The following is a 24171-nucleotide window of genomic DNA, read 5'->3' on the forward strand; positions in this document are numbered from 1 at the left end:
ACAAGAGGCAATGCAATGGGAAATACAACCAAGGTCCGCAAAGCTGACAGCAGCGTCGATGCCTGGGCGATCCTCTGCCTGATCGTCCTGGTGGTGGTCACTGCCGTGTACTGGGTCAGCCACCAATAGCCTCAGCTCCAGGCCGTGATGCAACTTGAGCCGCCCGCGCAAGGGAATTACGCGGGCGGGTTGCGTTTCAGTGGGCGGTCAGGTGCAGCGCCAGTCGTACCAGGCCGATCAGGATCAGGATGAACACCAAGGTGAACAGTGCGCCCAGCGCGATGAAGTGGCTGGCCTTGCCATGGGTAAAGTCGCGCGCGCGGTTCTTGCCGCTCTGCACACCCAGCGCGGCGGCCAGGATGCTGTGCAGCATCTGCCAGAAGGTAGGGGGTTTGCCTTGACTGGAATCGTCCATGCTGGCTCCTTGGATATTCAGAGGCAATCAGGGACAGTGTAGATGGCAAATGGGGCCGCAAAGCGGCCCCACGAACGTCAGCTGTCGTACCCCAGGTTCGGTGCCAGCCAGCGCTCGCTGACGCTGACATCCTGGCCCTTGCGTGCGCTGTAGCTGTCGATCTGGTCCTTGTCGACCTTGCCCACGGCAAAGTACTGCGCTTTCGGGTGAGCAAAGTACCAGCCGCTGACCGCCGCAGCCGGGAACATGGCGAAGTGCTCGGTGAGGAACACGCCGCTGGGGCCGGTTTCACCAATGGCTGTGCCGTCGAGCAGGCGGAACAGCGTTTCTTTTTCGGTATGGTCCGGGCAGGCCGGGTAGCCTGGGGCAGGGCGGATGCCGCTGTACTGTTCCTTTATCAGTGCCTCGTTGTCCAGGTGCTCGTCGCGCGCATAACCCCAGTGCTCTTTACGCACCTGCTCGTGCAGCCACTCGGCGCAGGCCTCGGCCAGGCGGTCGGCGAGGGCCTTGACCATGATCGAGCTGTAGTCGTCGCCCTTGTCCTGGTAAGCCTTGGCCACTTCCTCGGCACCAATGCCGGCGGTGGTGATGAAGCCACCCATGTAGTCGGTGACGCCGCTGTCTTTGGGCGCGACAAAGTCGGCCAGGGAGAAGTTCGGCTTGCCATCGGGCTTGATGGTCTGCTGGCGCAGGTGGTGCAAGGTGGCCAGGGGCTGACCGTTGTCGTCGTAGACCTGAATGTCGTCATCGGCAACCTGGTTGGCTGGCCAGAAGCCGAACACGGCGCGCGCACTGATCAGCTTCTCGTCGATCAGTTTGTCGAGCATCTCGCGGGCATCCTTGTACAGCGAGGTTGCCGCTTCACCCACCACTTCATCGGTGAGGATGCGTGGGAACTTGCCGGCCAGGTCCCAGGAAATGAAGAACGGCGTCCAGTCGATGTACTCGGCCAGGGTGCGCAGGTCGATGTTGTCCAGCACCTTGACGCCTGTGAAGGCAGGGACCGCCGGCTGATAAGCGGCCCAGTCGTATTTCGGCTTGGCCGCCACGGCCTGCGCGTAGCTCAGGCGCTCGGTGCGGGCACTGCGGTTGGCAGTGCGTTCACGCACTTCGATGTAGTCCAGGCGGGTTTTTTCAACAAAGTCGGGCTTGAGTTCCTTGGACAGCAACTGGGTGGCCACACCTACCGCGCGGGAGGCGTCGGTCACATAGATCACCGCATCGTTGCTGTACTTGGGCTCGATCTTGACTGCGGTATGGGCCTTGGACGTGGTGGCGCCGCCGATCATCAACGGCAGCTCGAAGCCCTGGCGCTGCATTTCCCGGGCAACATGAACCATCTCGTCCAGCGACGGGGTGATCAGGCCGGACAAACCGATGATGTCGCACTTCTCGTCGCGGGCGGTCTGCAGGATCTTCTCTGCCGGTACCATCACGCCGAGGTCGACGATGTCATAGCCGTTGCAGCCCAGGACCACGCCGACAATGTTCTTGCCGATGTCGTGCACGTCGCCCTTGACCGTCGCCATGAGAATCTTGCCCTTGGCTTCGGGCTTGTCGCCTTTTTCGGCCTCGATGAACGGGATCAGGTGGGCCACGGCCTGCTTCATCACCCGCGCCGACTTGACCACCTGCGGCAGGAACATCTTGCCGGCGCCGAACAGGTCGCCAACCACGTTCATGCCGCTCATCAGCGGCCCTTCGATGACTTCGATCGGGCGCGCACATTGCTGGCGGCACTCCTCGGTGTCTTCGACGATGTGTGCGGTGATGCCTTTGACCAGCGCATGTTCCAGGCGCTTGCCGACCGGCAGTGAGCGCCAGGCTTCGTTCTCTACTTCCTTGGTGGCGCCGCCGCCTTTGTAGTCGTCGGCGATGGCCAGCAATGCATCGGTACCTTCGGGGGTGCGGTTGAGCACCACGTCCTCGACCCGCTCGCGCAGCTCGGCCGGGATCTCGTCGTAGATTTCCAGCTGGCCGGCGTTGACGATACCCATCGTCAGCCCGTTGCGGATGGCGTGGAACAGGAACACCGAGTGGATCGCCTCGCGCACCGGGTTGTTGCCGCGGAACGAGAACGACACGTTGGACACGCCGCCCGAGCTCAGCGCATGTGGCAGGTGGTCACGGATGTAGGCGCAGGCCTCGATGAAGTCCACGGCATAGTTGTTGTGCTCTTCGATGCCGGTAGCGACGGCGAAGATGTTCGGGTCGAAAATGATGTCTTCCGGCGGGAAGCCGACTTCATTGACCAGGATGTCGTAGCTGCGCTGGCAGATTTCCTTCTTGCGCGCGGCGGTGTCGGCCTGGCCGACCTCGTCGAAGGCCATCACCACCACGGCCGCGCCGTAGCGTTTGCACAGGCGGGCGTGGTGCTTGAATTGCTCGACGCCTTCTTTCATGGAGATCGAGTTGACGATGCCCTTGCCCTGGATGCATTTGAGGCCAGCCTCGATCACTTCCCATTTCGACGAGTCGATCATGATCGGCACGCGAGAGATGTCCGGCTCGCCTGCAATCATGTTGAGGAAACGGACCATGGCGGCCTGGGAGTCGAGCATCCCTTCGTCCATGTTGATGTCGATTACCTGAGCACCGGCCTCTACCTGCTGCAGGGCGACCTCCAGCGCTTCGGTGTAATTCTCTTCGCGGATCAGCCGGGCGAACTTGGCGGAGCCGGTGATGTTGGTGCGCTCACCGACGTTGACGAACAGCGACTGGCGGTCGATGGTGAACGGTTCCAGGCCCGACAGCCGGCAGGCCTTGGCGATTTCCGGGATCTGGCGCGGCTTGTATTTGGCCACTGCCTCGGCGATGGCCTGGATGTGCCCGGGCGTGGTACCGCAGCAACCGCCGATGATGTTGAGGAAACCACTGGCCGCGAACTCTTCGACCACGGCAGCCATCTCGGCCGGGGTTTCGTCGTACTCGCCGAAGGCGTTCGGCAGGCCGGCATTGGGGTGGGCGGAAACGTGGGTGTCGGCCTTGGTCGACAGCTCTTCAAGGTAAGGGCGCAGGTCCTTCGCGCCCAGCGCGCAGTTCAGGCCGACGGAAATCGGCTTGGCATGGCGTACCGAGTTCCAGAACGCTTCGGTAGTCTGGCCGGACAAGGTACGGCCCGAGGCATCGGTGATGGTGCCGGAGATCATGATCGGCAGTTCGATGCCGTCATCTTCGAACACCTGCTGCACGGCGAAGATCGCTGCCTTGGCGTTGAGCGTGTCGAAGATGGTCTCGATGAGGATCAGGTCGGCGCCACCCTCGATCAGCCCGCGGGTCGCCTCGATGTAGTTTTCCACCAGTTCGTCGAAGGTGACGTTGCGGTAGCCGGGGTCGTTTACGTCCGGGGAAATCGAGCAGGTGCGGCTGGTCGGGCCGAGCACGCCGGCAACGAAGCGTGGCTTGTCCGGCGTTTCCAGGGTCTTGGCGTCCGCCACCTGGCGGGCGATGCGTGCGCCCTGGACGTTCAGCTCGTAGACCAGCGACTCCATGCCGTAGTCGGCCTGGGAAATCTGCGTGGCGTTGAAGGTGTTGGTTTCGAGAATGTCGGCGCCAGCGTCCAGGTACGCCTTCTCGATGGCAGCGATGACATCGGGGCGGCTGAGCAGCAGCAGGTCGTTGTTACCTTTTACATCGCTTGGCCAATCGGCGAAGCGCGTGCCACGATAGTCGTGTTCCTCGAGGCGGTAACTCTGGATCATAGTACCCATGCCGCCGTCGAGGATCAGAATGCGCTCATTGAGTGCGTGCTGGAGTGCTTGGAGACGAGCGCTGCGGTCGGACATAGGAACTACCTGGTCGGGCGAATATCAGAAGGTGCGGAATCATAACAAAGCTGCGCGGTTTTTAGGCGCATTGGCCATTCGCATGAATTTCGTTCATGTTGCGCCGTGAAGCACCCATGGTCGACCAGGCAAACGTGATGGCTTTTCTAGAACCCAGGACTTTCGGCACATGGTGCATCGTTTTCTTGTCGGCGCTTTCGCGCTGCTGCTCAGCAGCGTCGCGCTCGCACAAGCCCCCCAATCGAGCGCGGTAATTTCCTACACCCGGGACATTCAACCGATTTTCACCGAGAAGTGCGTGGCCTGCCATGCCTGCAACGACGCCGCCTGCCAGCTGAAGCTGGAGAGCCCCGAAGGCGCAGTGCGTGGTGCAACCAAGGTACCGGTGTACCAAGGTGAAAGGAGCAAGGCAGTCCCGACCACGCGGCTGTTCTACGATGCGCACAGCGAAGAGCAGTGGCGCAAGAAGGGCTTCTATTCCGTGCTAGACGGCCAGGGCAGCCAGGCCGCATTGATGGCACGCATGCTGGAGCTGGGGCACAAGGCGCCGCTTACCCCCAACGCCAAGCTGCCCGACGATATCGTCCTGGGGCTCGCGCGCAACAACATGTGCCCGTTGCCCCATGAGTTCGATGCCTATGCCGGCGCCCACCCCAAAGAGGGTATGCCGCTGGCGGTCACTGGCCTGACCGATAAGGAATACCAGACCCTGCAGGGTTGGCTGGCTGCAGGTGCGCCGGTCGAGTATGAGCCCATTCAACCCAGCGCGGCCGAGGCCAAACAGATTGCCGACTGGGAAGAACTGCTCAATCGACCGGGCTCTACCGAGGCCTTGGTCGGGCGCTGGCTGTACGAGCACCTGTTCCTGGCGCACATCCATTTCGTCGGCGGCGAGCAGGGCCACTTCTTCCAGTGGGTGCGCTCGCGCACGCCCAGCGGCCAGCCGGTCGACCTGATTGCCACGCGCCGCCCCAACGACCCGCCGGGTACCGACTTTTATTACCGGTTGATTCCGGTGCAGGGTGTGATCGTGCATAAAACCCACATCACCTACCCGATGGGGCCGCAAAAGCTCAAGCGCGTGAAGCAGCTGTTCTATGCCGGTGACTGGCACGCCAGCGCGCTGCCGGGGTATGGGCCGCGCCACCGGGCCAACCCGTTCGAGACCTTCGAGGCGATCCCGGCGGTGGCGCGCTACCAGTTCATGCTGGACAACGCCGAGTACTTCGTCCGCACCTTCATCCGTGGACCGGTGTGCCGTGGGCAGATCGCTACCGATGTGATCCGCGATAACTTCTGGGCGCTGTTCCAGGAACCGGCGCACGACCGCTACGTCACCGATGCGGCGTACCGTGGCCAGGCCACACCGTTGCTCGCCATGCCGGGCCAGATCGATGACGTGGGCAGTGTGCTCAACCTCTGGCATGCCTACCGTGACAAGCGCAACGAGTATGAAAAACTGCGTCGCGACGCCTACGCCGAAATGCCGGCGCCGGGCTGGTCGACCCTGTGGGCCGGCAACGACAATGCGCTGCTCAGCATCTTCCGCCACTTCGACAGCGCTTCGGTGACCAAGGGCCTGGTCGGCGATGTACCGCTGACGGTGTGGCTGTTCGACTACCCGCTATTCGAACGCACCTATTACCAGCTGGCGGTCAACTTCGATGTATTCGGCAATGTCTCGCACCAGTTGCAGACGCGGCTGTACTTCGACCTGATCCGCAATGGTGCCGAGGTCAACTTCCTGCGCCTGATGCCAGCGGACCAGCGTGGTGCAATTCTCAGCGACTGGTACCAGAACAGCGGCAAAGTGAAGATGTGGCTCGACTATGAAGACATCGACACTGACACGCCGAGCGGCATCAGGCTCGACCCACGCGACCCCAAGCGCGACTTCGGCCTCAAGCTGCTGCAGCGCACCGGCAGCCTGAACGCTGCGCCCGACCCGATCAACCGCTGCCAGGGTGCTTACTGCTCGCGGCCGCAGATGAATGAAGAATTCCGTAACGTCGAGCAGTCGCTCAGCCGTCTCGTATCACGCCCGGCCGCAGGCCTTAAGGTGATCAACCAGTTGCCTGAAGCCACCCTGCTGCGCATCGAAGGGCAAGGCGGCCAGCGTCAGGTCTACAGCCTGCTGCGCAACCGTGCGCACAGCAATGTCGCGTTCCTGCTGGGCGAGGCCGCGCGCTACCAGCCGGGGCTCGATACCCTGACCTTGTACCCCGGGGTGCTCAGCAGTTACCCGAACTTCATCTTCAACATCCCGGCGGCGGATGTGCCGGAGTTCGTCGAAGACATGGAATACGCGCGCGACGATGCCGCCAGGTTTGAACGTATCGTCATGCGCTGGGGCGTGCGCCGCAGCCACCCGCAGTTCTGGCGTTACTTCCACGACCTGAGCACCTATATCAAGGAAACCCAGCCGTTGGAGTCCGGGGTGCTGGACATGAACCGCTACGAGAACCTCTGATCGGTTGCGCTGACCTTTCCGGCACACCTGCGGTCGGAAAGGTTGGGTGGTCCGGGGCTGCCAGGCAGCCCCACTGTGGCCTCAATGCACCAAGGCAATCGCAGGGTGATCCATGCTGTATTCGCTTCAGGCACTGCGGGCGTTCGCCGCCTGGGTGGTGGTCTGCCACCATTTCATGCAGATCTTTTTCGACTTCCATGCCACTGGCCCCATCGGCCAACTGCTCACTGACCGCGGCGCCGTGGGCGTCGACATCTTCTTCGTCATCAGCGGGCTGGTAATCTACCTTTCGACCCGAGACAAGCCCGTTGAGCCGCGTCGGTTCCTGCTCAACCGCGCGTTGCGCATCGTCCCTGCCTACTGGTTCTACACCCTGTTGATGGCGCTACTGCTGCTGGCCTTCAGCCAATGGATGCCACACCAGGCATTCACCTGGCATCACCTGCTGCTCTCGATGCTGTTCATTCCGGCAGAGAACCCCGGTGGCTACGGCCTGTACCCGACCTTGAACGTTGGCTGGACGCTGAACTTCGAGATGTTCTTCTACCTTTTGTTTGGCCTGGCATTCCTTGTCCGGCAGCGCCACCAGTTGCTGCTGGTGACCGCTGCACTGCTGCTGGTCAGCGAAGTGCTGGGCCGCCTTGGCGTGCTCAGCCGCTTCTACAACAACGGCATCATCTACGAGTTTCTGCTCGGTATCGGCATCGGTGTGCTTTATCGCCGCGGCCTGGTGCGCGAGGGGTTGTGGTTGCCGCTGGCGGTGCTGGGCGTGGCGGGCTACGCGATCTACCACCTGGACCCGTCCCAACGGCTCTTGCATTGGGGCCTTCCCGGTGCACTGATAGTGCTGGCATTTGTAGCGCTTGAGCCGTACTTCCAGGGCAACCGGCTGCTCAAGGCATTGGGGGACTGCTCGTACTCGGTGTACCTGATCCACGTACTGGTGCTGTACGCGGGCTGGTTCGCCAGCCAGCGCCTGCACTTGAACCCCTACCTGGTCTTTGCGCTGTGCGTGCCGTCCATTGGACTAATGTCGTGGTTCAGCTACCAGTGGCTGGAGCGGGGCCTGTACCAGCGGATGCAGGTGTGGCTGGCGGCACCGCGGGAGCAAACGCCGGCGTTTGCTCTTTCCCGAGTCAAATGCTAGGACTTTGTTCGAAGGCCAGCTTGGCGTACACTTGGCCGCAAGTCTGTGAGGAACTTCCATGAGCGCTATAACCATTACCGACGCCGCCCATGATTACCTGGCCGATCTGCTTTCCAAGCAGAACACGCCTGGCATCGGCATCCGCGTTTTCATCACCCAGCCGGGCACCCAGTACGCCGAAACCTGCATTGCCTACTGCAAGCCGGGCGAAGAAAAGCCTGACGACACCGCCGTGGGTCTGAAGAGCTTCACTGCTTACCTGGATGCCGTCAGCGTGCCGTTTCTGGAAGACGCGCTGGTCGACTACGCCACCGACCGCATGGGCGGCCAGCTGACCATCAAGGCGCCGAACGCCAAAGTACCGATGGTCAACGAAGACAGCCCGATCAACGAGCGTATCAACTACTACCTGCAGACCGAGATCAACCCGGGTCTGGCCAGCCACGGTGGCCAGGTCAGCCTGGTGGATGTGGTCGACGACGGCATTGCCGTGTTGCAGTTTGGTGGTGGTTGCCAAGGCTGCGGTCAGGCCGACGTAACCCTGAAGGACGGCATCGAGCGGACCCTGCTCGAACGTATTCCGGAGCTCAAGGGCGTGCGGGATGTGACTGACCACACCCAGAAAGAAAACGCGTACTACTGATCGGTAGTTTGGCGAACGGCTGGCCACCAGCTCTTAGCAACAAACTGTTACGGATTCAACCCCTGCGACAACAGGCCGCAGCCCATGTTTAAAGGGCTGCAGGCCATCACCGCCTTGGTCGGGTAGAAGCGCTTGGGGCGTCATGCCAGAATGCCCCGGTTTTTCGGCCGGCCCGTCCCGAGGGTCGGCACCTTCCCTTTAAAGGATGGTTCCATGAATGATCTGTTGACCCGGCGCGCAGTCGTCGCCGGGATGGGCGTTCTCGGGCTCGGCCTGCTGGCAGGCTGCAACCCGGCCCGTGGGCTCGAGTTCAAGTACGGCAAGAACATGAGCAACGAAATCCTGGGGCGCAAGTTCCGTCTCAAGGATACCAAGGGCAACGACGTCACCTTGTCGAGCTTCTACGGCAGCATGCCGATGATCTTCTTCGGGTTCACCCAGTGCCCGGCAGTCTGCCCGACCACCCTGGCGCGAGCGGCGCAAATCCGCAAGCAGCTCCGGGGCCGCGACCGCGATCTGTTCCAGGTGGTGTTCATCACCCTGGACCCTGAGCGCGACACCCCCGAAGTGCTCGACGCCTACGTCAAGGCCTTCGACCCCTCGTTCATGGCCCTGACTGGCACCCCGGAGGAAATCGCCGAGGTGGCCAAGGAGTTCAAGGTGTTCTACGAGAAGGTCCCGGCCGGTGATACCTACACCATCTCACATTCGTCCACCAGCTACGTCTACGACACGCGTGGCACCCTGCGCCTGAGCCTGGGCCATTCCCTGAACGCCAAGGAATGCGCCGAGGACCTGGTCACCCTGATGGAGATCTGCTAATGGCTGTTTCACTGCACCCGTTCAAGCGCGGCCTGGCCGCTATTGCCCTGCTGGGCCTGGCGCTGCCGGCTTTGGCCCAGACCACCGTCAGTGATGCCTGGGTACGTGCCAGCGTACCGCACCAGCAGTCCACCGGTGCGTTCATGACCCTGACTGCCAGCAGCGACAGCAAGCTGATAGGGGTGGCATCGCCTGTGGCCAAGACTGTGCAAGTGCATGAGATGACCATGAACGGTGATGTGATGGGCATGAAACAGGTCGAGGCCGTGCAGCTGCCAGCCGGCAAGCCGGTAAGCCTGGACCCCAATGGCTATCACGTGATGTTGATGGGCCTGACGCAGCAGGTGAAGGAGGGTGACAAAGTCCCGCTGACCCTGACCGTGGAAGATGCCAAGGGTGGCAAGGAAACCTTGGAAGTGCAGGCAGAGGTACGGGCGCTCAACGCCGAGATGGGCGGTGGGCACGACCACATGCACATGAAGCACTGATTGACCCGGGGCCGCTAAGCGGCCCCACTTCATTCAGCTGCGAAAACGCGGCAGCGGTCTTTCCAGGGTCAGCGAGGTCAAGGTCTTGCGGACCTGGGCTTCGTCGGCCTCCAGGGCCTTGAGGCTTGCGCGGATCTTGCCAGCGGCGGGCACGTCACCCTGCCGGTCGATCCAGTCGGCGATCTCTTTGCAGGCACTGCTCAGGCAGGCCTGGCGCTGGTTCATCAACGATATGAGGGTGGTGAGCTCTCTTTCGGACATGGCAGGATCCTCCAATTCAGCCATGTCAGTGTAGCAGCAGTTACCTTTGCAGGCAGGCGGTGCGATAGGCCCCTGGCGTCACGCCATAGGCCTGTTTGAATTGCCGGCTTAAGTGGCTCTGGTCAGCGAAGCCCAGGTTGAAAGCCACGTGGGTCGCAGCCACGCCGCTCTTGAGCATTTCCCGGGCACGGGCCAGGCGCCGTTGCTTCAGCCAGGCATGCGGTGGCAGGCCGGTGGCCTGGCGGAACACCCGGGCGAAATGGAACGGCGATAGATTAACCGCGCCCGCCAGTGCTTCGAGCGATGGCGGTTCTGCCAGTTGGCTCTCCAGCAGCTCGCGGGCGCGGGCTACGGCCAGTGGTTCGTGGCCAGGGGGAGCGGGTTCAGCGCATTGCCCGTGTCGTTGTACCAGGGCCAGAACCGCCTGGCGCCAGGCGGTCTGTTGCTGCAGGGCACTGGCGCTGGCTTCGGACAGCTGATGCAGCTTGCTGAAGGCCATGGCCAGGGCCGGGTCCTGGATCACGCTGTCCTTGAAGCAGGGCATGCCGTGGCGGCCCAGTTCCAGCTCGTCGAGCACGCCGGTCACCCGTTCATGCTCCGGATAAAACCCGCGGTAGCGCCAGCCAGCCTCATGGGCTGTGGCGCCGGTATGCAGTTCGTCAGGGTTGATCAGCACCATGCTGCCCACGGGCGCCAGGTGCTCGCTGCCGCGGTGCCAGAAGCGCTGGGCACCCGACTCGATCACGGTGAACACGTAACCCTCGTGAACATGTGGGGCGAAGCGTTGCTGAATGTAGCGCGCATGCAGCATCTCGACATCGCCCAGCGCGGGCGCCTGCCAAAGGTGGGTTTGTTCGCGCAGGGGCGTGCTCATGTCAGCCAGCTGCGCAGCAGGAAGAAGATAAACATGCTCACCAGCATGCTCAGCAATACACTGCGGGTCAACAACACCAGAACGATGGCCACTACAGCCCCCAGCAGGTAGGGGTTGAGCGGGCTCAGGTCCAACTGGTGGCCGGGCAGGAAGACGATAGGCCCGCAAATGGCGGTGAGCATGCCCGGCACGGCAAAACCCAGAAACTGCCGGGCATTGGAGCTCAGGCGCAGCGGTAGGCGCGGTTCCAGGAAAGCGTAGCGATTGAGGAACACTACGGCGCCCATGGCAAAGATCAGTAGCCAGGTCATGCGCGGCCTCCGGAAAATTTCTGGCAGACAAATCCGGCAGCCATGCCCAGCAGGCCAGCGGCCACCAACGCAGTTTCCCAGTGCCAGTAGCTGAAAAGCACTGAACAGAACAGCGACACCGCCACGCACACTACCGTGGCGAGGTTGCGCACCAGTGGGGCGATCAGGGCGACAAAGGTGGCGACAATGGAAAAATCCAGGCCCAACTGGTCCAGATGCGGGATGTTCTGGCCCAGCACGATCCCGGCCAGGGTGAACAGGTTCCAGGCCACGTAGAAGGTCAGGCCGACACCTAGCGCGTACCAGCGGTTGAATTGCTGTTGGTCATAGTGGCTGGTCAACGCGAAGAACTCATCGGTCAACAGGAAACCCAGGCCCAGGCGCCAGCGCAGCGGCTGGTTCGACAGCACCGGGCGCATCGACAAGCCGTAAAGCAGATGCTGCGAGGTGAGCAGCAGGGTAGTCAGCAGAATCGACAGCAGGTTGGCGCCGCCCTTGAGCATGCCGATGGCTACCAGTTGCGCGGCGCCAGCGAACACGATCGCCGACAAGCCCTGACCCTCCCAGGCACTGAGGTTGGCCTCGATGGCCATCGAGCCAGCAAGCAGGCCCCAAGGGGCAACGGCCAGCGATAACGGAACAATGGCGATGGCGCCGTGCAGAAAAGCTTGGCGGGCAATAGGCGGACTGCTTTGCATGATGGCTGCAACACTGTTGTTCGGCAGCGCAGCATGCCAGAGGGCGGGGCAGGTGGCTTGAACGATCTTGCTGGTTTGCCACTGCCAGAACAACGTTCAACGCTGGCTGGTCAACCGCCGTTGTGCTGCTGCGCAACCATTGATTTCCACCGCCTTTTGCAGCAAGTCCCGGCGGTGCTGCGGATCGAGGTCGCCCAGCAACCGATACACCTCGGCCTGATAGTCGCGTTGACGCCCCCACTGCATTTCCAGCCCTTGTGGCTGGCTGCGGCTGCAAGCCAGCCGAGTGGCCGGTTGCGGGTAGTAGGGCGCATACAGCGTGGCCATGCCCGGGATCGCTTCGAGCGCTTGGCGGTAACGGGGGCTGGCGTTATACGGTGGGCACCAGGTGGCGATCGCCGTCGCGGGTGGGGCAAAGCCCTGTTGTAGGCTGGCCTCGAGCAAGGGGCACGCAGCATCAGGGATTTGCGCCGCTGGCAGGTAGGTCGTGTAGTACAGCGCCAGGCGGTATTGGGCCACGGGATGGCCGAGTTCCACTGACTTTTCAAGCAGGGCTACCGCAGTTGGAAGCGTACGGGCCATGGCCTGGCCCTGGCGTTTGAGTTCCGGATCGCCGCCAATGGCAGTGCGCAGCGTGTTGGCGTTATCGTCCTGGTTATCGGCCTGCTCCAGCAATGGCAGGGCTTGGCGATAAAGCAGGTCGGCATGCGGGTCGATACGCACGTCGAGCGCTTGTGCGGCAAGCGGCATCAGCGAGATGAGTAGTGCGGGCACGCGGGCGAAACCACTCACAGGCAGGCCTCACTGGCACCACAGCCCGGATAAGTGGAAAGGTACTGGTAGACGGCTCGGGTGTTCATGACAAGTACACGTTCGCCTCTGGCGTATCGGAACGACGGCCTATTCTAGCCAACCGGAAGCCCCGACCGAAAGGGCAACGCACATTTGTCAGACGAGCTTGATCGGTGTGACCTTGCGTTGAGCATGTTTTTCCTGGGCCAGGCCCAGTTTGGCGGTGATCACCTTGGCCAGCGCATTGTTGCCCAAATCGTTCAGGTGCAAGCGATCAATGAACAGCTCGGCCCCGAATACAGGGGAGCTGCTGAGCATGCTGTTCATGTCGTAACACGGCACCGGATCTGCCTGGCTCTTGATGCGCCTGAAGAAGGCCATGTGCAGTTGACTGTCGAAGGCGCCTTCAAGCAGTCGGTCGAAGTTGGTCGGTTGCTGTTCCAATGCCGACAGCATGGCTCGCTCTCCGGCAGGCAGCGTTTCACGGCACCATGGCAGCAGCGGTTGAAGAATGAAGGTAAGGGTGGCGTGGCTGTCGGCAAGCATGCGTTCCCACTGGCGCAAGGTGCGGCCAATGCTGTCGGCAGCATGCGCCAGGCGCTTCTGCGGGGCGGACAAGGGCCAGGCGGGCACCGGCGTGGGCCGGCGCGGGGCAAGGGCCTGGCCGAGGCGTTGCCACAGCGAGTCCCGGCGTGCCGGGCCGGTAGGCAGCATGCCTTCGTTGAAACTGTTGAGGTATTGCTGATAGGCCTTGGCGTGCAGTGCAGCGTGTGGGCCGCCCAGCACCTCACCCAGGCCCTCGTGGGCCAAGGTATTGATCCCGCTGAGCACCACCACGTGGCCGACTTCGCCAAAACGATGCTGATGGGTGAGAAACAGCAGCAGTTCCTGGCTGGCATTGAGCCCACAGCCAGCCAGGCTCAACCACACTTCCCCGGTGAGCATCGACAGGTGTGACGCCACCGTATTCTCATCGGAACTGGCACCGATGCCCAATGCGGTCGAACCGCCGACGAGCAAGTTGACACGGCCGGTGCCGCCATACTCGGCGGCCGAGAATCGCTTGCCGGCGCAATGGCTGTAGCGCAAACCGAGCGCATCGGTGTTGATGGTGCCGGAACGGTAGCCGCTTTCGTGCACATGCAGGGTGTGCGGGGCACGGCGGCTGCCCAGTTGCAGGAAGCGCTGGTAGTCGAGCGGCAGTGGCGCAGGGAGGCCCGGGCCGAATGTTGCGGTATTGGACGGGCTCATGGGCGCTCCTTGTTGGCCGGCGTGGCGTCTCGCACCGAGGCGTCAGCCCGCCAGCTCTTTGATGTTGTAGGCCAGGCCGCCGACGGCGATCAGCAACAGGGCAACCCCCGAGGCCAGCGAAATCATCCGATTGCTACGCTGCGAGGCGATCTTGCCGATGGCAAAGATGTAAAGGCTGAGCACGGCGAAGTCGATGGCTACCCACAACAGGGACAGCACCATCATGCTTTTGCCGAACGATTCGGTGATCTGGATGAACTGTGGGAAGAAGGCGATGAAGAAGATGATGTCCTTGGGGTTGGAAATACCGACCATGAAGCCTTGCCACAAACCGCCACGCCCGGCTTTGGGCGTTTGCGCCAGCGTCTCGCAGGCAGGCGCCTGCAGGCATTCGCGCAAGGTGCCTACGGCGATGTAGCCGATGAACAGGCAGCCGAGCAGGCTCATGCCGCTGAGCCAGGCCTTGTCGATGGCTGCACTGGTGAGGATGACCCAGGCCGCGGCGCCGATCAGTACCAGGGAAGCCCAGTTGGTGCCCACGGCGGTGAACATGGCCTTGCGCGAGCCAGAGGCTGCGGCGGTGTTGACGATCAATGCCACCACCGGGCCTGGTGTGGCGATCAGCAGCAGTACGGTCAGGGCGTAGGTAGCGGTCAGTGCGGTATTCACGGTCAGTTCTCGATCTGGGTGTCGGTTGTTGCGTGGACGTGGGCATGAAAGGGGCAGCGCGACGGGTTGAGCGAGCCTGCTTCCTGCAGTTGGTATTGCTTCCATTCGAAGTTGTCGGCCTGGCCGAAGAAGCCCAGGCTGTCGGGCATCACGCCGTCGTTGTAGTGCTGCACGCGTTCGCGGATGCGTGCACGGATGCGCTTGCCGCTCTCGGTGCCGGCATTGGCCACTTCGTCGAAGTTTTCCCGCGGGTTGATGACGAAGGTGATGTGATTGCCCAGGTTGCGACTTTTCATTTGATGGTGGCCGGGAAAGTTCATGTTGATGAACAGTGCCATGCCGGCGTAGCAGAACGACCAGCCACTGTCGTGTGGGTCGGCCGGGATCGCTTGCGGCCATGGGTGCGGGTCACGGGCATGGACGCCGCGCAGCACCTTCCAGGCCAGCGCCTGCTGTTCGGCCAGGCTGCTGTCGGCGGCCGTTTCGAGGAACACCACCAGTGGGCTGCCAATGCGTTGCTTGACCGGCACCGTTGCTATGGTGCGCACGTATTCGGCCAAGCCTTGTGCGATGTCATCGGCGAGCTGTTCGGCGCGGGCGAAAAGGATGTGGCAGGATTCACCGGCCACCGCCTTGCGCCCGAACAGGCACGGAAAGTCAGGGTTTGCGAGGATGTTGCGAAAATGCTGTATGGTTTTGTGCGTCCAGTGATGCGTGTTCCGGACATGTTCAGCGGCCAGCTCTAGCGCATCCAGGCGATAGCAGTTTCCATAACCCGTAAACATGATTTCCCCAGGCGTGAATTAGCAGAAAGTTCAAGACACATGCAGGCAGGTTATTGGCTTATCTTGGTTGTTTACCTGCATTTTCTGAGGCGTACCTTACGTTGTAAAACGCGTGGTACTATGACCTACTATTAGTCTCACTCATGCTTCGGGGGAATCATGTCGGAACGGATCCAGGCGTTGCACGCTCTGCGTGCCTTCGAGGTCGCCTCACGTTACGGGTCGTTCACCCGCGCGGCCGAAGAGCTGGCACTGACCCAAGGCGCCGTCAGCCACCACATCAAGACCCTCGAGGGCCTGTTCGGCTGCGACCTTTTCGAGCGACGGGGGCCCAAGTTGAGCCTCACCGAACATGGGCGCCTGCTGGCCCAGGAGCTCAAGGTCGGCTTCAAGATCATCGAAAACGCCTGTGCACTGCTGCGCCAGGACCGCTACGGCCTGCGCTTGAAGGCGCCCTCGACGCTGACAGTTCGCTGGTTGTTGCGGGCGCTGGATGCCTTCAAGAAAGTCGATGACAGCTGCAGCGTGCAATTGTCGAGCGTCTGGATGGACATCGACACGGTGGACTTTTACTCCGAGCCCTACGATTGCGCCTTCCTCTTGTCCAACGGCCGGTTTGCCGCCGACATCGAGAGTTTCAAGCTGTTCGACGAATGGCTGATTCCGGTGTGCCACCCGGACTACATGGCGCATGAGCAGCCGGCACTGGGTGACCTGCGCCAGTGTGAACTGCTGCATCCTTCGTCGGATCGGCGCGACTGGCGGCGCTGGCTGGCGCGCATGGATGCCCTGGACATCAGCATCGATCAGGGCCAGGTGTTCGACACCCTCGATCAGGGCATTTCTGCGGCCCAGCAGGGCTTGGGGATTTCCGTGGTCGACCTGGTGCTGGCCAGTGCCGACCTGAGCGCAGGGCGCCTGGTCACCCCGTTCAAGCATGCAGTGGCGACCGGAGACGGGTATTACATGACCTGGCTCAAGTCCAGCCCCAAGGCGCGGCAGATGCACAAGCTGCGCGATTTTCTGCTGGGGCAGGTGCCGCCATTGGCCTACAAGGACATCAACTACCTGTATGGCTGATTGCCCGCACAGGCCCCCCGCGCAAGGGTAGAATCGTCGCATCCGACCTATCCGTCGCACCGAGGACAACGCAGTGGAGTTGCAGCAGGGCTTTGTCCTGACCCGGCATTGGCATGACACGCCCCAAGGCACCTGCGTGGAGTTCTGGCTGGCCACCGACCAGGGGCCGCGGCTGTTGCGCCTGGCCCCGCAGGAGTCGGTGGCGTTCATCCTGCAGGCGCAGGTCGAGCATGCGCGGCTGTTGCTGGCGGGCGAGGCCGGTGTCGAAATCAGGCCCCTGCGCCTGCAGGATTTCCAACATCGTCCGGTGCTGGGCGTGTATTGCCGTCAGCACCGGCAACTCATGCAACTGGAACAGCGCTTGCGCGGTGCCGGCGTCGAGGTGTTCGAAGCTGATATCCGCCCCCCCGAACGCTACCTGATGGAGCGCTTCATCACCGCCGCCGTGCAGTTTACCGGCCAGCCTGATGCCCAGGGTGTCATCTGCGAGGCTCAGCTCAAACCCTTGGCGCACTACCGCCCGCCGCTGCGCCTGGTATCGCTGGACATCGAGACCAGCGAGCGCGGCGAGTTGTACAGCATTGCGCTGGAAGGCTGCGGCCAGCGGCAGGTGTTCATGCTAGGGCCCGCCAATGGCCAGCCCGACGCCGTGGATTTCGACCTGCACTACTGCAACGACCGGGCGGCACTGCTCGACTGCCTGAACCAGTGGATGGCCAGACATGATCCGGATGCGATCATCGGCTGGAACCTGGTGCAATTTGACCTGCGCCTGTTGCATGAGCACGCCAAGCTGCTTCAGGTGCCGTTGAACCTGGGGCGTAACGGTGCGCCCATGACTGTGCGCGCCCACGCCAACCGTAGCCATGTGTTCGCCGATGCGCCCGGCCGCTTGTTGATCGACGGCATCGAAGCGCTGCGCTCGGCCACTTGGAGCTTCCCTTCGTTCAGCCTGGAAAACGTCGCTCAGGCATTGCTGGGGGAAGGCAAGGCGATCGACACGCCTTACCAGCGCATGGACGAGATCAACCGCATGTTCGCCGAGGACAAGCCGTCGTTGGCGCGTTACAACCTCAAGGACTGCGAGCTGGTGACGCGTATTTTTGCGCATACCCGGCTGCTGGAGTTTCTGCTGGAGCGCTCATCGGTGACCGGGCTGGCGGTAGACCGCAGCGGTGGCTCGGTGGCAGCGTTCTGTCACCTGTATATCCCGCAGATGCATCGGCTGGGCTTCGTCGCGCCCAATCTGGGCAGTCGCCCGGATGAAGCCAGCCCGGGTGGTTTTGTCATGGACTCGCGCCCGGGGCTCTATGACTCGGTGCTGGTGCTCGACTACAAAAGCCTGTACCCCTCGATCATCCGTACTTTCCTGATCGACCCGGTAGGCCTGGTTGAAGGCCTGCGCCAGCCGGATGACACGCACTCCGTCGAAGGCTTTCGCGGCGGGCGTTTCTCGCGCAGCCGGCATTGCCTGCCCGCGATCGTCGAACGGGTCTGGCAGGGCAGGGAGGAGGCCAAGCGTGAAGGCAACGCGCCGCTATCGCAGGCACTCAAGATCATCATGAATGCGTTTTACGGGGTGCTCGGCTCAAGCGGTTGCCGCTTCTTCGACCCGCGCCTGGCCTCTTCGATCACGATGCGCGGGCACCAGATCATGCGCCAGACCCGCGCGCTGATCGAGGCACGAGGTTACGACGTTATCTACGGCGACACCGATTCCACCTTCGTCTGGCTCAAGGGTGCACAGGGTGAAGAGGCGGCGGCGCGCACCGGCCACGCGCTGGTGGCCGAGGTCAACCTGTGGTGGCAGCAGCACCTGCGTGAAACCTGGGGCCTGGAAAGCGCGCTGGAGTTGCAGTTCGAGACCCATTATCGGCGGTTTCTGATGCCGACCATCCGCGGCGCCGACGAGGGCAGCAAGAAGCGGTACGCCGGCCTGGTTCAGCGCGCCGACGGCAGCGAGGACATTGTGTACAAAGGCCTGGAGTCGGTGCGCACCGATTGGTCGCCCTTGGCCAGGCAGTTCCAGCAGGCGTTATATGGGCGAATCTTCCGTGGCGAGCCGTACCGTGACTATGTACGCGGGTTCGTCCAGCAGACCCTGGCCGGTGAGCTGGATGAGCTGCTGATCTACCGCAAACGCCTGCGCCGCCCGTTGGCCGACTACCTGCGCAATGTCCCGCCACATGTACGCGCAGCACGCCTGGCCGATGAGTACAACAGCCGCCTGGGGCGTGCCCGGCAATATCAGAATGGCGGCTGGATCAGTTACGTGATCACCACAGCCGGCCCTGAACCCATGGAAAACCTGCAGTCGCCGATCGACTACGACCACTACCTCAGCCGCCAGTTACAGCCTGTGGCCGATGCCATCCTGCCCTTTGTCGGTGATGACTTTGCGGCGTTGACCGACCGTCAGCTGTTGCTGTTCTGAGTGCCGGCTCAAGCGCCCCCTTCAGGCGAGCGAGAAGGAGCGCAGGTTGCCGTTAGTGGCTTTGGGCTATGCTGAGTTTGGGTATCGGCCGTTTCCGAAAAGGCTGCCATCCTGGTATCGGTCACCATTGGAAACCGCCAGTTACTTTTCCCTGGCCCTCTGATGTTCGAAGTGGTTTAGGCTCCGGGTCGGATTTTTCTCCGTGATCTGTAGTCACTGTTTTATCGAGACAATAAGGAGATGCGTATGCTCGTCCGGTCACTGACCCTCGCCACCCTGCTCGCCGTCACTGGCCCTCTGTTCGCCGCCGACAGCGACGCTCCGCTGGCCAAGGAACTGGGCAAGGCACGACCATTGGTGATCATTGCCCCCAGTTCCGCCGACCCGACCTTGCGGGGGTTGAACGATGCCTTGAAAGACCCTGCCACCCAGGCTGCGTTCAAGGAGCGTGGCCTGGTGATCTACAGCGTCGCCAACATGATGGGCAAGCGGGAGGACAAGAACCTCGAGCAGCAGACCACCATGGCGCTGATACGTGAGCTCAAGCTTGGCGCCAGCAAGGGCACCAAGGTCATCCTGGTCGGCAAAGACGGTGAGCGGCACATGCTCAAGGATGACGATACAGGTGAAAAGATCGACCCGCAGGCCATCATCAAAGCCGTCGATGAGCTGCCGGCCAGCGAAAAGGCCGTGACTGCACCGGAGCCTGTCGCTGCGGCAGCAGAGCCCAAGGCCAAGGACAGCAAGCCCGCCAAACCGGCCAAGCCGGCAGCGCCGCCCAAGCCACTGGAAGACTGACGTCAGCTACGCGTATCACCCCTGGTAGGACAGCAAAGGGCTCGTGGGCTGTACGCTCCGGGCCCTTTGCATTTCATGCTGTTCGGGCCTGGACCGTGATGTGCCGTTTGATCCAGTGATCAATGCTTAGCTTCCCGGCACCTTTGAGCAGCAATGGCAGCAGTGCAACCAGGTAGATCAGGGGCAGCTTGTAGTTGCCGAACCCTAGATCGGTGATGGCGTAACCCTTCGCCAATTCTGCCAGGTCCGACCAGTGCGCAGGCCAGTGCACCGCTGCGATCGCTACGACGGTTACCACCGCCAGCCCCGCCGCCGCCAGCCGTGTGCCAAGGCCCAGTAGCAGTAGCAGCGGCAGGACCAGTTCAGCCCACATCGACAGTTGCCAGTTCAACTCCGCCGGCAGCAGGCTGAAGGGCAGTGGGAAGCTCCCCTGTATATCGCCGAACCAGTTGCTGCCGTTGAATTTCTCCAGGCCGGATTCGAAGAACTCCCAGGCCAGAAACATCCGCAATGGCAAATCAGCGCCCCAATCTGCGAGACGGTCGAGGGGAGTCAGGGTGCGAGTCAGCGTGGTCATGGTCTGTTCTCTTCTTCAGGAAAGGGCCGTGGCGTTACGACGCTTGTACAGCGCCAGCTTGGCGGTGAGCTTGAGGGCGATGGCGGTGAACATCAGGGCAAAGGCCAGCGGATACCAGCCACCCATGGGAATGCGGTTGTAGAACGACAGGCAGAACACGCCGGCCAACACCCACATGCCGGTGCTGTGCAAGGCTTTCCAGGCACGGCCGCCGAGCAGGCGCATGCTCGGCTTGAAGGAGGTAAGGGCCAGCAACAGCAGGAACAGGTAGCCGATGCTGCCTGGCAGGCTGGAGGTAGCGGTGCGGCCGGCCCAGAACAACTCGGGAAAGTGCTGGGCGTAGCGGTAGATCAGCAGGCCGTGCACGGTGTGCGAAAAGGCAAAAGCCAGCCCCAGGAAGCGCCGCTCGCGCAAAACGCGACGGCTGCTTGGGCCGGGCAGCAAGGCCACCAGCGTCGAGGCCAGGAACGTCATCAGGAACAGGGCGAAGGAACTGCGTGCGGTAGCGCGGATAGCGCTGCGCAGGCCATCGGAACCGAGCGGGTGGCTGGCCAGGACCACGGCGGTCATGAGCAGAGTAAGGCCGGCCAGGACGGTGAACAGCTTCCAGCCGGAGGGAAGGGCGATGGCTCTCATCGAAGAGGCTCCCGGTGTGTCAAAGTGTGACCGGGAGTGTGGCGGTACGGCGTATCTGCAGTGTGTCGGCGCAGGCTGTATTGTGTATCGGAATGTAGTGACAGGTGGTGTAGGCCAATTTCACCCGTGCAGGCGCGGCGCGCAGCACCGCGTCAAGGACGGCAGCGTTTCACTTCAGCTCGATTTGTGCGCACAGGCCTCCGCCCTGGCGATTGCTGAGGACCAATTGCCCGCCCATGGCCTGCATCAGTTGGTGGGCGATTGCCAGGCCCAGGCCGGTGCCCCCGGTACTGCGGTTGCGCGAGCTTTCCACCCGATAGAAGGGTTTGAGCACTTCGCCGAGCTCTTGCTGGGGGATGCCAGGGCCTTCGTCCAGCACGCGGATCACGATACGTCCCTGCTCACGGCTGACCTCCAGTTGCGCCTTGCCGGCGAACTTCAGGGCATTGTCCAGCAGGTTGACCAACACCCTGCGCAGCGCATGCGGGCGCGTTTCCAGCAAACTGCCGGTACTGCCGTGGCGCTCGACCTGCGCGCCGCTGTCCTGGTAATCGAACACCACGCTGTCGAGGAACGCGTCGAGGTTGATGCGGCAGGGCGGCTCGGTGTTGATATCCATGCTGCGGGCATAGGCTACGCCTTCGCGGACCAAGTGCTCCATGGCATCCAGGTCATGCCACAACTTGTCCTTCTCGACTCCCTCGTCCATTACCTCGACCCGGAGTTTCATACGCGTGATCGGGGTTTGCAGGTCATGGGAAATCGCTGCCAGCAACTGCATGCGTTCCTTGAGGTAGGCAGCGATGCGCGCCTGCAAGGCGTTGAAGGCGACGGCGGCGAATTTCACTTCGCGCGGGCCGCTTTCGTCCAGCAACATGCCGGGCTTGTCCGGGTCGAGGTCGTCAAGCGCCTTGACCAGGCGTGTCAGCGGGCCGATGGCCAGGCGCACGGCCAGCCAGGTACAGAACAGCAGCACGGCAAGCTGAATGAGCAGCACCAGCGGCAGCCAAGTGGCGATCGGCACGGGGGCCGGGGTGACATCGATGGTCAGCGGGGCGCCGTCAGCCAGACGCAGGTGGGCCTGGAAGTGTGCGTTCGGGCCAGGTATCTCCTGGAAGGTCAGGCGATACTGGCTACCGATGGCCTTGACGATCGAGTCGGCGGCCATGGGCGGGTCGTCGCTTGGCATCGCCGCACCCGTTACGCCAGCGTCAAGCCGATAGCGGTAGGTGCGCCGCTCCAGGCGGGGCAGCCAGGCCGGGCGTTCAGCGGCGGGCAGGCGGTCGAGGATGGCCACCGAAGTGGCGACGTCCTGTTCCAGATTGCTGAGCATCATCGAGCGGCTGCTGATATAGCGCTCATAGGCCTGCAGGCTGAACGACAGCCCGTAGGCCAGCACCAGCCCGGTGATGAAGATCAGTGCCAGGCGCGAGGCGAGGGTGCGCGGCCACTTCATGATGGCGACTCGAGCAGTTGCACTGGCAGCGAGAACACATAACCTTCGCTGCGCACCGTCTTGATGCAGCTGGGCTCGCGCGCGTCGTCGCCCAAGCGCTGGCGCAGGCGGCTGACCAGCAGGTCAATGGAACGATCGAAGATATCGGCCTCGCGGCCCTGGGTCAGGTTGAGCAACTGTTCGCGGCTGAGCACCCGTTGTGGGTGGTCGAGGAACACGCGCAACAGGCGGTATTCGGCGCCACTGAGGGCCACCAGCGTGCCTTCGCTGTCGAGCAGGTGGCGCGCGGTGGTATCCAGACGCCACTGGCCGAAACGGATCAGGCGGCCGCTTTCGCTGATGGTCAGGTTGGGCGGCAGCATGCGTGTGCGGCGCAGCACGGCATTGATGCGAGCCAGCAGTTCACGGGCTGAGAATGGCTTGGTCAGGTAGTCATCGGCGCCCATCTCCAGGCCGATGATGCGGTCGGTCTCGTCGTTGCGCGCGGTCAGCATCAGCACAGGCGTATTGCGGTGCTTGCCGGCGCGCAGTTCGCGGCACAGCAGCAGGCCGTCATCGCCCGGCATCATGATGTCGAGGACGATCAGGTCGACGCTGTTGGCTTCGAGGAAGGCGCGCATCTGCCGGCCGTCGGCGACGATGCTGGTGCGCAGGCCGTTCTTCTTCAGGTAATTGCCGACCAGTTCGCGGATTTCGCGGTCGTCGTCGACGATCAGGATGTGATCGACATGTTCCATCGGTGGGGTCCTGTGCAAGGGGAATGGGCGCAGTGTACCGAGCAGGTATGAGCTTGCCTGCAGAGGTTTGTATTGCAGTGTATCTGGTGGCGCATCAGATACAGCAGGAGGCAGGGCGCAGGGTCAGGCGACACATGCCCGATACCTGGCGAGCGTGAAATGGCTCTCACCGGGGAACACAACTCCCCACCCTCAGAAGATCCACAGGAGAGATGCCATGAACATGAAAACCCTCGCCAGCGCCAGCCTGTTCGCCGTGCTCAGCCTCGGCACCCTGGCTGCCCAGGCATCCACGCAGCCGATGGAGGATGCCAGCGTCATGCAATACCGCTACGGCGACCGGCTGGATATACAGAAAGTGCTGTCGGTGAAGGATGATCAAAGCGATGCCTGTGGCCTGGTCAACACCCGTATGGATTACATCAACTCCCAAGGCCAGCGCCAGAGTGTGCAGTACCGCACCTATGCCACGAGCGGTTGCCATGACAACTGAGCGCCGCTCGTTGTTGAAAGTGGGCGGCGTCGCCTTGGCGCTCTTGGGCCTGGGCCTTGCCGGCCACCTGGCAGCCCGCGACAGTTACGGCGCGATGCCATCGCTGTCCGGGGCCAGTGAGTGGATCAACTCGCCAGCGCTGGATACCAAGGGGCTAAAGGGCAAGGTAGTGCTGGTGGACTTCTGGACGTGGGACTGCATCAACTGCCAGCGCAGCCTGCCGCACGTCAACGACTGGGCCCGGCGGTACGCCGATCAGGGGCTGGTGGTGGTGGGCGTGCACACGCCGGAGTACGACTACGAGCATGATGTCAGCCAGTTGAAACGCAAGGTGGCCAGCCTGGGGATCGCTTACCCGGTGGCGGCGGACAACGATTATCGGGTGTGGAATGCCTGGGGTAATCAGTTCTGGCCTGCGCATTACTTTGTCGATCGCCAGGGCCAAGTGCGGCATGTGCACTTTGGTGAAGGTGACTACGACGGGCAGGAGAAGGTGATAAAGGCGTTGCTGGATGAAAAAGGCTGAGGTGTTTACCGTTCCTTTCGCGA

At 62.5% G+C, this 24171-nt stretch carries 24 protein-coding genes; 10 read left to right on the plus strand and 14 right to left on the minus strand.

Translation table 11 applies throughout. The features are described 5' to 3' along the window. Positions 1 to 196: 196 nt before the first annotated feature. Entirely contained in the window at positions 197 to 415 is a 219-nt protein-coding gene (locus NGJ21_RS13995; RefSeq protein WP_115275295.1) for a DUF2970 domain-containing protein, read from the minus strand. Positions 416 to 492: 77 nt separating this feature from the next. Then, positions 493 to 4200 (minus strand): methionine synthase, encoded by a 3708-nt coding sequence (gene metH, locus NGJ21_RS14000; protein ID WP_174141649.1) that lies wholly within the window; start codon positions 4198 to 4200, stop codon positions 493 to 495. Between the two features lie 169 nt (positions 4201 to 4369). On the opposite strand from metH, the gene NGJ21_RS14005 reads away from it, so the two are divergent. The 5 genes from NGJ21_RS14005 (at position 4370) to NGJ21_RS14025 (ending at position 9770) form a co-directional block, all read left to right on the plus strand. Next, positions 4370 to 6670: a fatty acid cis/trans isomerase gene (locus tag NGJ21_RS14005; protein ID WP_174141650.1), complete on the plus strand. Its 2301-nt coding sequence runs from the start codon at positions 4370 to 4372 to the stop codon at positions 6668 to 6670. Between the two features lie 112 nt (positions 6671 to 6782). Beyond that, entirely contained in the window at positions 6783 to 7817 is a 1035-nt protein-coding gene (locus NGJ21_RS14010; protein ID WP_251962219.1) for an acyltransferase family protein, read from the plus strand. A gap of 58 nt (positions 7818 to 7875) precedes the next feature. After that, positions 7876 to 8460: a Fe-S biogenesis protein NfuA gene (nfuA, locus tag NGJ21_RS14015; protein WP_012313787.1), complete on the plus strand. Its 585-nt coding sequence runs from the start codon at positions 7876 to 7878 to the stop codon at positions 8458 to 8460. A gap of 213 nt (positions 8461 to 8673) precedes the next feature. Then, a complete protein-coding gene (locus NGJ21_RS14020; protein ID WP_012313788.1) occupies positions 8674 to 9282 on the plus strand; it encodes an SCO family protein in 609 nt (202 codons plus the stop codon). Then, complete coding sequence (locus NGJ21_RS14025) at positions 9282 to 9770, plus strand: copper chaperone PCu(A)C (RefSeq protein WP_046787231.1); 489 nt, start codon at positions 9282 to 9284, stop codon at positions 9768 to 9770. Before NGJ21_RS14020 ends, NGJ21_RS14025 begins: the two co-directional genes overlap by 1 nt. Positions 9771 to 9803: 33 nt before the next feature. On the opposite strand, the gene NGJ21_RS14030 is transcribed toward NGJ21_RS14025, so the two are convergent. The 8 genes from NGJ21_RS14030 to NGJ21_RS14065 all read right to left on the minus strand — a co-directional run bounded on the left by NGJ21_RS14030 (position 9804) and on the right by NGJ21_RS14065 (position 15411). After that, on the minus strand, positions 9804 to 10031 hold the full coding sequence (locus NGJ21_RS14030) for a hypothetical protein (protein ID WP_012313790.1): 228 nt from the start codon (positions 10029 to 10031) through the stop codon (positions 9804 to 9806). A 40-nt stretch (positions 10032 to 10071) separates the two neighbouring features. Beyond that, on the minus strand, positions 10072 to 10905 hold the full coding sequence (locus tag NGJ21_RS14035) for an AraC family transcriptional regulator (protein WP_174141651.1): 834 nt from the start codon (positions 10903 to 10905) through the stop codon (positions 10072 to 10074). Further along, positions 10902 to 11216, minus strand: coding sequence for an AzlD domain-containing protein (locus tag NGJ21_RS14040; RefSeq protein WP_012313792.1), 315 nt, complete (start codon positions 11214 to 11216; stop codon positions 10902 to 10904). The genes NGJ21_RS14035 and NGJ21_RS14040 overlap by 4 nt, the downstream gene beginning before the upstream one ends. Next, positions 11213 to 11914: an AzlC family ABC transporter permease gene (locus NGJ21_RS14045; RefSeq protein WP_046787357.1), complete on the minus strand. Its 702-nt coding sequence runs from the start codon at positions 11912 to 11914 to the stop codon at positions 11213 to 11215. Before NGJ21_RS14045 ends, NGJ21_RS14040 begins: the two co-directional genes overlap by 4 nt. Positions 11915 to 12010: 96 nt before the next feature. Beyond that, entirely contained in the window at positions 12011 to 12664 is a 654-nt protein-coding gene (locus tag NGJ21_RS14050; RefSeq protein ID WP_239539375.1) for a sel1 repeat family protein, read from the minus strand. 198 nt (positions 12665 to 12862) lie between these two features. Then, on the minus strand, positions 12863 to 13957 hold the full coding sequence (locus NGJ21_RS14055; RefSeq protein WP_237860007.1) for a hypothetical protein: 1095 nt from the start codon (positions 13955 to 13957) through the stop codon (positions 12863 to 12865). A gap of 42 nt (positions 13958 to 13999) precedes the next feature. Next, positions 14000 to 14626 carry a LysE family translocator gene (locus NGJ21_RS14060; protein WP_039604614.1) on the minus strand — a complete coding sequence of 209 codons (627 nt, stop codon included), beginning with the start codon at positions 14624 to 14626 and terminating at the stop codon, positions 14000 to 14002. A gap of 2 nt (positions 14627 to 14628) precedes the next feature. Continuing rightward, positions 14629 to 15411, minus strand: coding sequence for a YqcI/YcgG family protein (locus tag NGJ21_RS14065; protein ID WP_115275287.1), 783 nt, complete (start codon positions 15409 to 15411; stop codon positions 14629 to 14631). 159 nt (positions 15412 to 15570) lie between these two features. On the opposite strand from NGJ21_RS14065, the gene NGJ21_RS14070 reads away from it, so the two are divergent. From NGJ21_RS14070 to NGJ21_RS14080, 3 genes are all read left to right on the plus strand, one after another. Next, on the plus strand, positions 15571 to 16491 hold the full coding sequence (locus tag NGJ21_RS14070; protein WP_251962220.1) for a LysR substrate-binding domain-containing protein: 921 nt from the start codon (positions 15571 to 15573) through the stop codon (positions 16489 to 16491). Positions 16492 to 16564: 73 nt separating this feature from the next. Further along, complete coding sequence (locus NGJ21_RS14075) at positions 16565 to 18925, plus strand: DNA polymerase II (RefSeq protein ID WP_115275286.1); 2361 nt, start codon at positions 16565 to 16567, stop codon at positions 18923 to 18925. 246 nt (positions 18926 to 19171) lie between these two features. Further along, positions 19172 to 19723 (plus strand): DUF4174 domain-containing protein, encoded by a 552-nt coding sequence (locus NGJ21_RS14080; RefSeq protein ID WP_161871553.1) that lies wholly within the window; start codon positions 19172 to 19174, stop codon positions 19721 to 19723. Positions 19724 to 19796: 73 nt separating this feature from the next. On the opposite strand, the gene NGJ21_RS14085 is transcribed toward NGJ21_RS14080, so the two are convergent. From NGJ21_RS14085 to NGJ21_RS14100, 4 genes are all read right to left on the minus strand, one after another. Next, positions 19797 to 20300 carry an HvfX family Cu-binding RiPP maturation protein gene (locus NGJ21_RS14085; RefSeq protein WP_174141655.1) on the minus strand — a complete coding sequence of 168 codons (504 nt, stop codon included), beginning with the start codon at positions 20298 to 20300 and terminating at the stop codon, positions 19797 to 19799. 15 nt (positions 20301 to 20315) lie between these two features. Further along, complete coding sequence (locus tag NGJ21_RS14090) at positions 20316 to 20936, minus strand: ferric reductase-like transmembrane domain-containing protein (RefSeq protein ID WP_251962221.1); 621 nt, start codon at positions 20934 to 20936, stop codon at positions 20316 to 20318. Positions 20937 to 21105: 169 nt separating this feature from the next. Continuing rightward, on the minus strand, positions 21106 to 22392 hold the full coding sequence (locus tag NGJ21_RS14095) for a sensor histidine kinase (RefSeq protein ID WP_046787221.1): 1287 nt from the start codon (positions 22390 to 22392) through the stop codon (positions 21106 to 21108). Next, positions 22389 to 23129: a response regulator gene (locus NGJ21_RS14100; RefSeq protein WP_039603377.1), complete on the minus strand. Its 741-nt coding sequence runs from the start codon at positions 23127 to 23129 to the stop codon at positions 22389 to 22391. The genes NGJ21_RS14095 and NGJ21_RS14100 overlap by 4 nt, the downstream gene beginning before the upstream one ends. A gap of 217 nt (positions 23130 to 23346) precedes the next feature. Between NGJ21_RS14100 and NGJ21_RS14105 the strand changes: the two genes are divergently transcribed. Together NGJ21_RS14105 and NGJ21_RS14110 are read left to right on the plus strand one after the other, a co-directional pair. After that, the gene (locus NGJ21_RS14105; protein WP_115275282.1) at positions 23347 to 23622 is read left to right on the plus strand and encodes a DUF2790 domain-containing protein; all 276 of its coding nucleotides are present in this window, start codon (positions 23347 to 23349) and stop codon (positions 23620 to 23622) included. Next, positions 23612 to 24148 carry a thioredoxin family protein gene (locus NGJ21_RS14110; protein WP_115275281.1) on the plus strand — a complete coding sequence of 179 codons (537 nt, stop codon included), beginning with the start codon at positions 23612 to 23614 and terminating at the stop codon, positions 24146 to 24148. Before NGJ21_RS14105 ends, NGJ21_RS14110 begins: the two co-directional genes overlap by 11 nt. Positions 24149 to 24171: the final 23 nt, after the last annotated feature.

The sequence above is a fragment of the Pseudomonas sp. Marseille-Q5299 genome, assembly GCF_943737035.1.
GTDB lineage: Bacteria > Pseudomonadota > Gammaproteobacteria > Pseudomonadales > Pseudomonadaceae > Aquipseudomonas > Aquipseudomonas putida_E.

Coding starts and splice junctions, on each gene's coding strand:
- nfuA (WP_012313787.1), top strand. CDS start 7,876: ATGAGCGCTATAACCATTACCGACGCCGCCCATGATTACCTGGCCGAT.
- NGJ21_RS14065 (WP_115275287.1), bottom strand. CDS start 15,411: ATGTTTACGGGTTATGGAAACTGCTATCGCCTGGATGCGCTAGAGCTG.
- NGJ21_RS14010 (WP_251962219.1), top strand. CDS start 6,783: ATGCTGTATTCGCTTCAGGCACTGCGGGCGTTCGCCGCCTGGGTGGTG.
- NGJ21_RS13995 (WP_115275295.1), bottom strand. CDS start 415: ATGGACGATTCCAGTCAAGGCAAACCCCCTACCTTCTGGCAGATGCTG.
- NGJ21_RS14045 (WP_046787357.1), bottom strand. CDS start 11,914: ATGCAAAGCAGTCCGCCTATTGCCCGCCAAGCTTTTCTGCACGGCGCC.
- NGJ21_RS14030 (WP_012313790.1), bottom strand. CDS start 10,031: ATGTCCGAAAGAGAGCTCACCACCCTCATATCGTTGATGAACCAGCGC.
- NGJ21_RS14100 (WP_039603377.1), bottom strand. CDS start 23,129: ATGGAACATGTCGATCACATCCTGATCGTCGACGACGACCGCGAAATC.
- NGJ21_RS14025 (WP_046787231.1), top strand. CDS start 9,282: ATGGCTGTTTCACTGCACCCGTTCAAGCGCGGCCTGGCCGCTATTGCC.
- NGJ21_RS14070 (WP_251962220.1), top strand. CDS start 15,571: ATGTCGGAACGGATCCAGGCGTTGCACGCTCTGCGTGCCTTCGAGGTC.
- NGJ21_RS14105 (WP_115275282.1), top strand. CDS start 23,347: ATGAACATGAAAACCCTCGCCAGCGCCAGCCTGTTCGCCGTGCTCAGC.
- NGJ21_RS14095 (WP_046787221.1), bottom strand. CDS start 22,392: ATGAAGTGGCCGCGCACCCTCGCCTCGCGCCTGGCACTGATCTTCATC.
- NGJ21_RS14085 (WP_174141655.1), bottom strand. CDS start 20,300: ATGACCACGCTGACTCGCACCCTGACTCCCCTCGACCGTCTCGCAGAT.
- NGJ21_RS14040 (WP_012313792.1), bottom strand. CDS start 11,216: ATGACCTGGCTACTGATCTTTGCCATGGGCGCCGTAGTGTTCCTCAAT.
- NGJ21_RS14020 (WP_012313788.1), top strand. CDS start 8,674: ATGAATGATCTGTTGACCCGGCGCGCAGTCGTCGCCGGGATGGGCGTT.
- metH (WP_174141649.1), bottom strand. CDS start 4,200: ATGTCCGACCGCAGCGCTCGTCTCCAAGCACTCCAGCACGCACTCAAT.
- NGJ21_RS14035 (WP_174141651.1), bottom strand. CDS start 10,905: ATGAGCACGCCCCTGCGCGAACAAACCCACCTTTGGCAGGCGCCCGCG.
- NGJ21_RS14110 (WP_115275281.1), top strand. CDS start 23,612: ATGACAACTGAGCGCCGCTCGTTGTTGAAAGTGGGCGGCGTCGCCTTG.
- NGJ21_RS14005 (WP_174141650.1), top strand. CDS start 4,370: ATGGTGCATCGTTTTCTTGTCGGCGCTTTCGCGCTGCTGCTCAGCAGC.
- NGJ21_RS14080 (WP_161871553.1), top strand. CDS start 19,172: ATGCTCGTCCGGTCACTGACCCTCGCCACCCTGCTCGCCGTCACTGGC.
- NGJ21_RS14055 (WP_237860007.1), bottom strand. CDS start 13,957: ATGAGCCCGTCCAATACCGCAACATTCGGCCCGGGCCTCCCTGCGCCA.
- NGJ21_RS14090 (WP_251962221.1), bottom strand. CDS start 20,936: ATGAGAGCCATCGCCCTTCCCTCCGGCTGGAAGCTGTTCACCGTCCTG.
- NGJ21_RS14050 (WP_239539375.1), bottom strand. CDS start 12,664: ATGCCGCTTGCCGCACAAGCGCTCGACGTGCGTATCGACCCGCATGCC.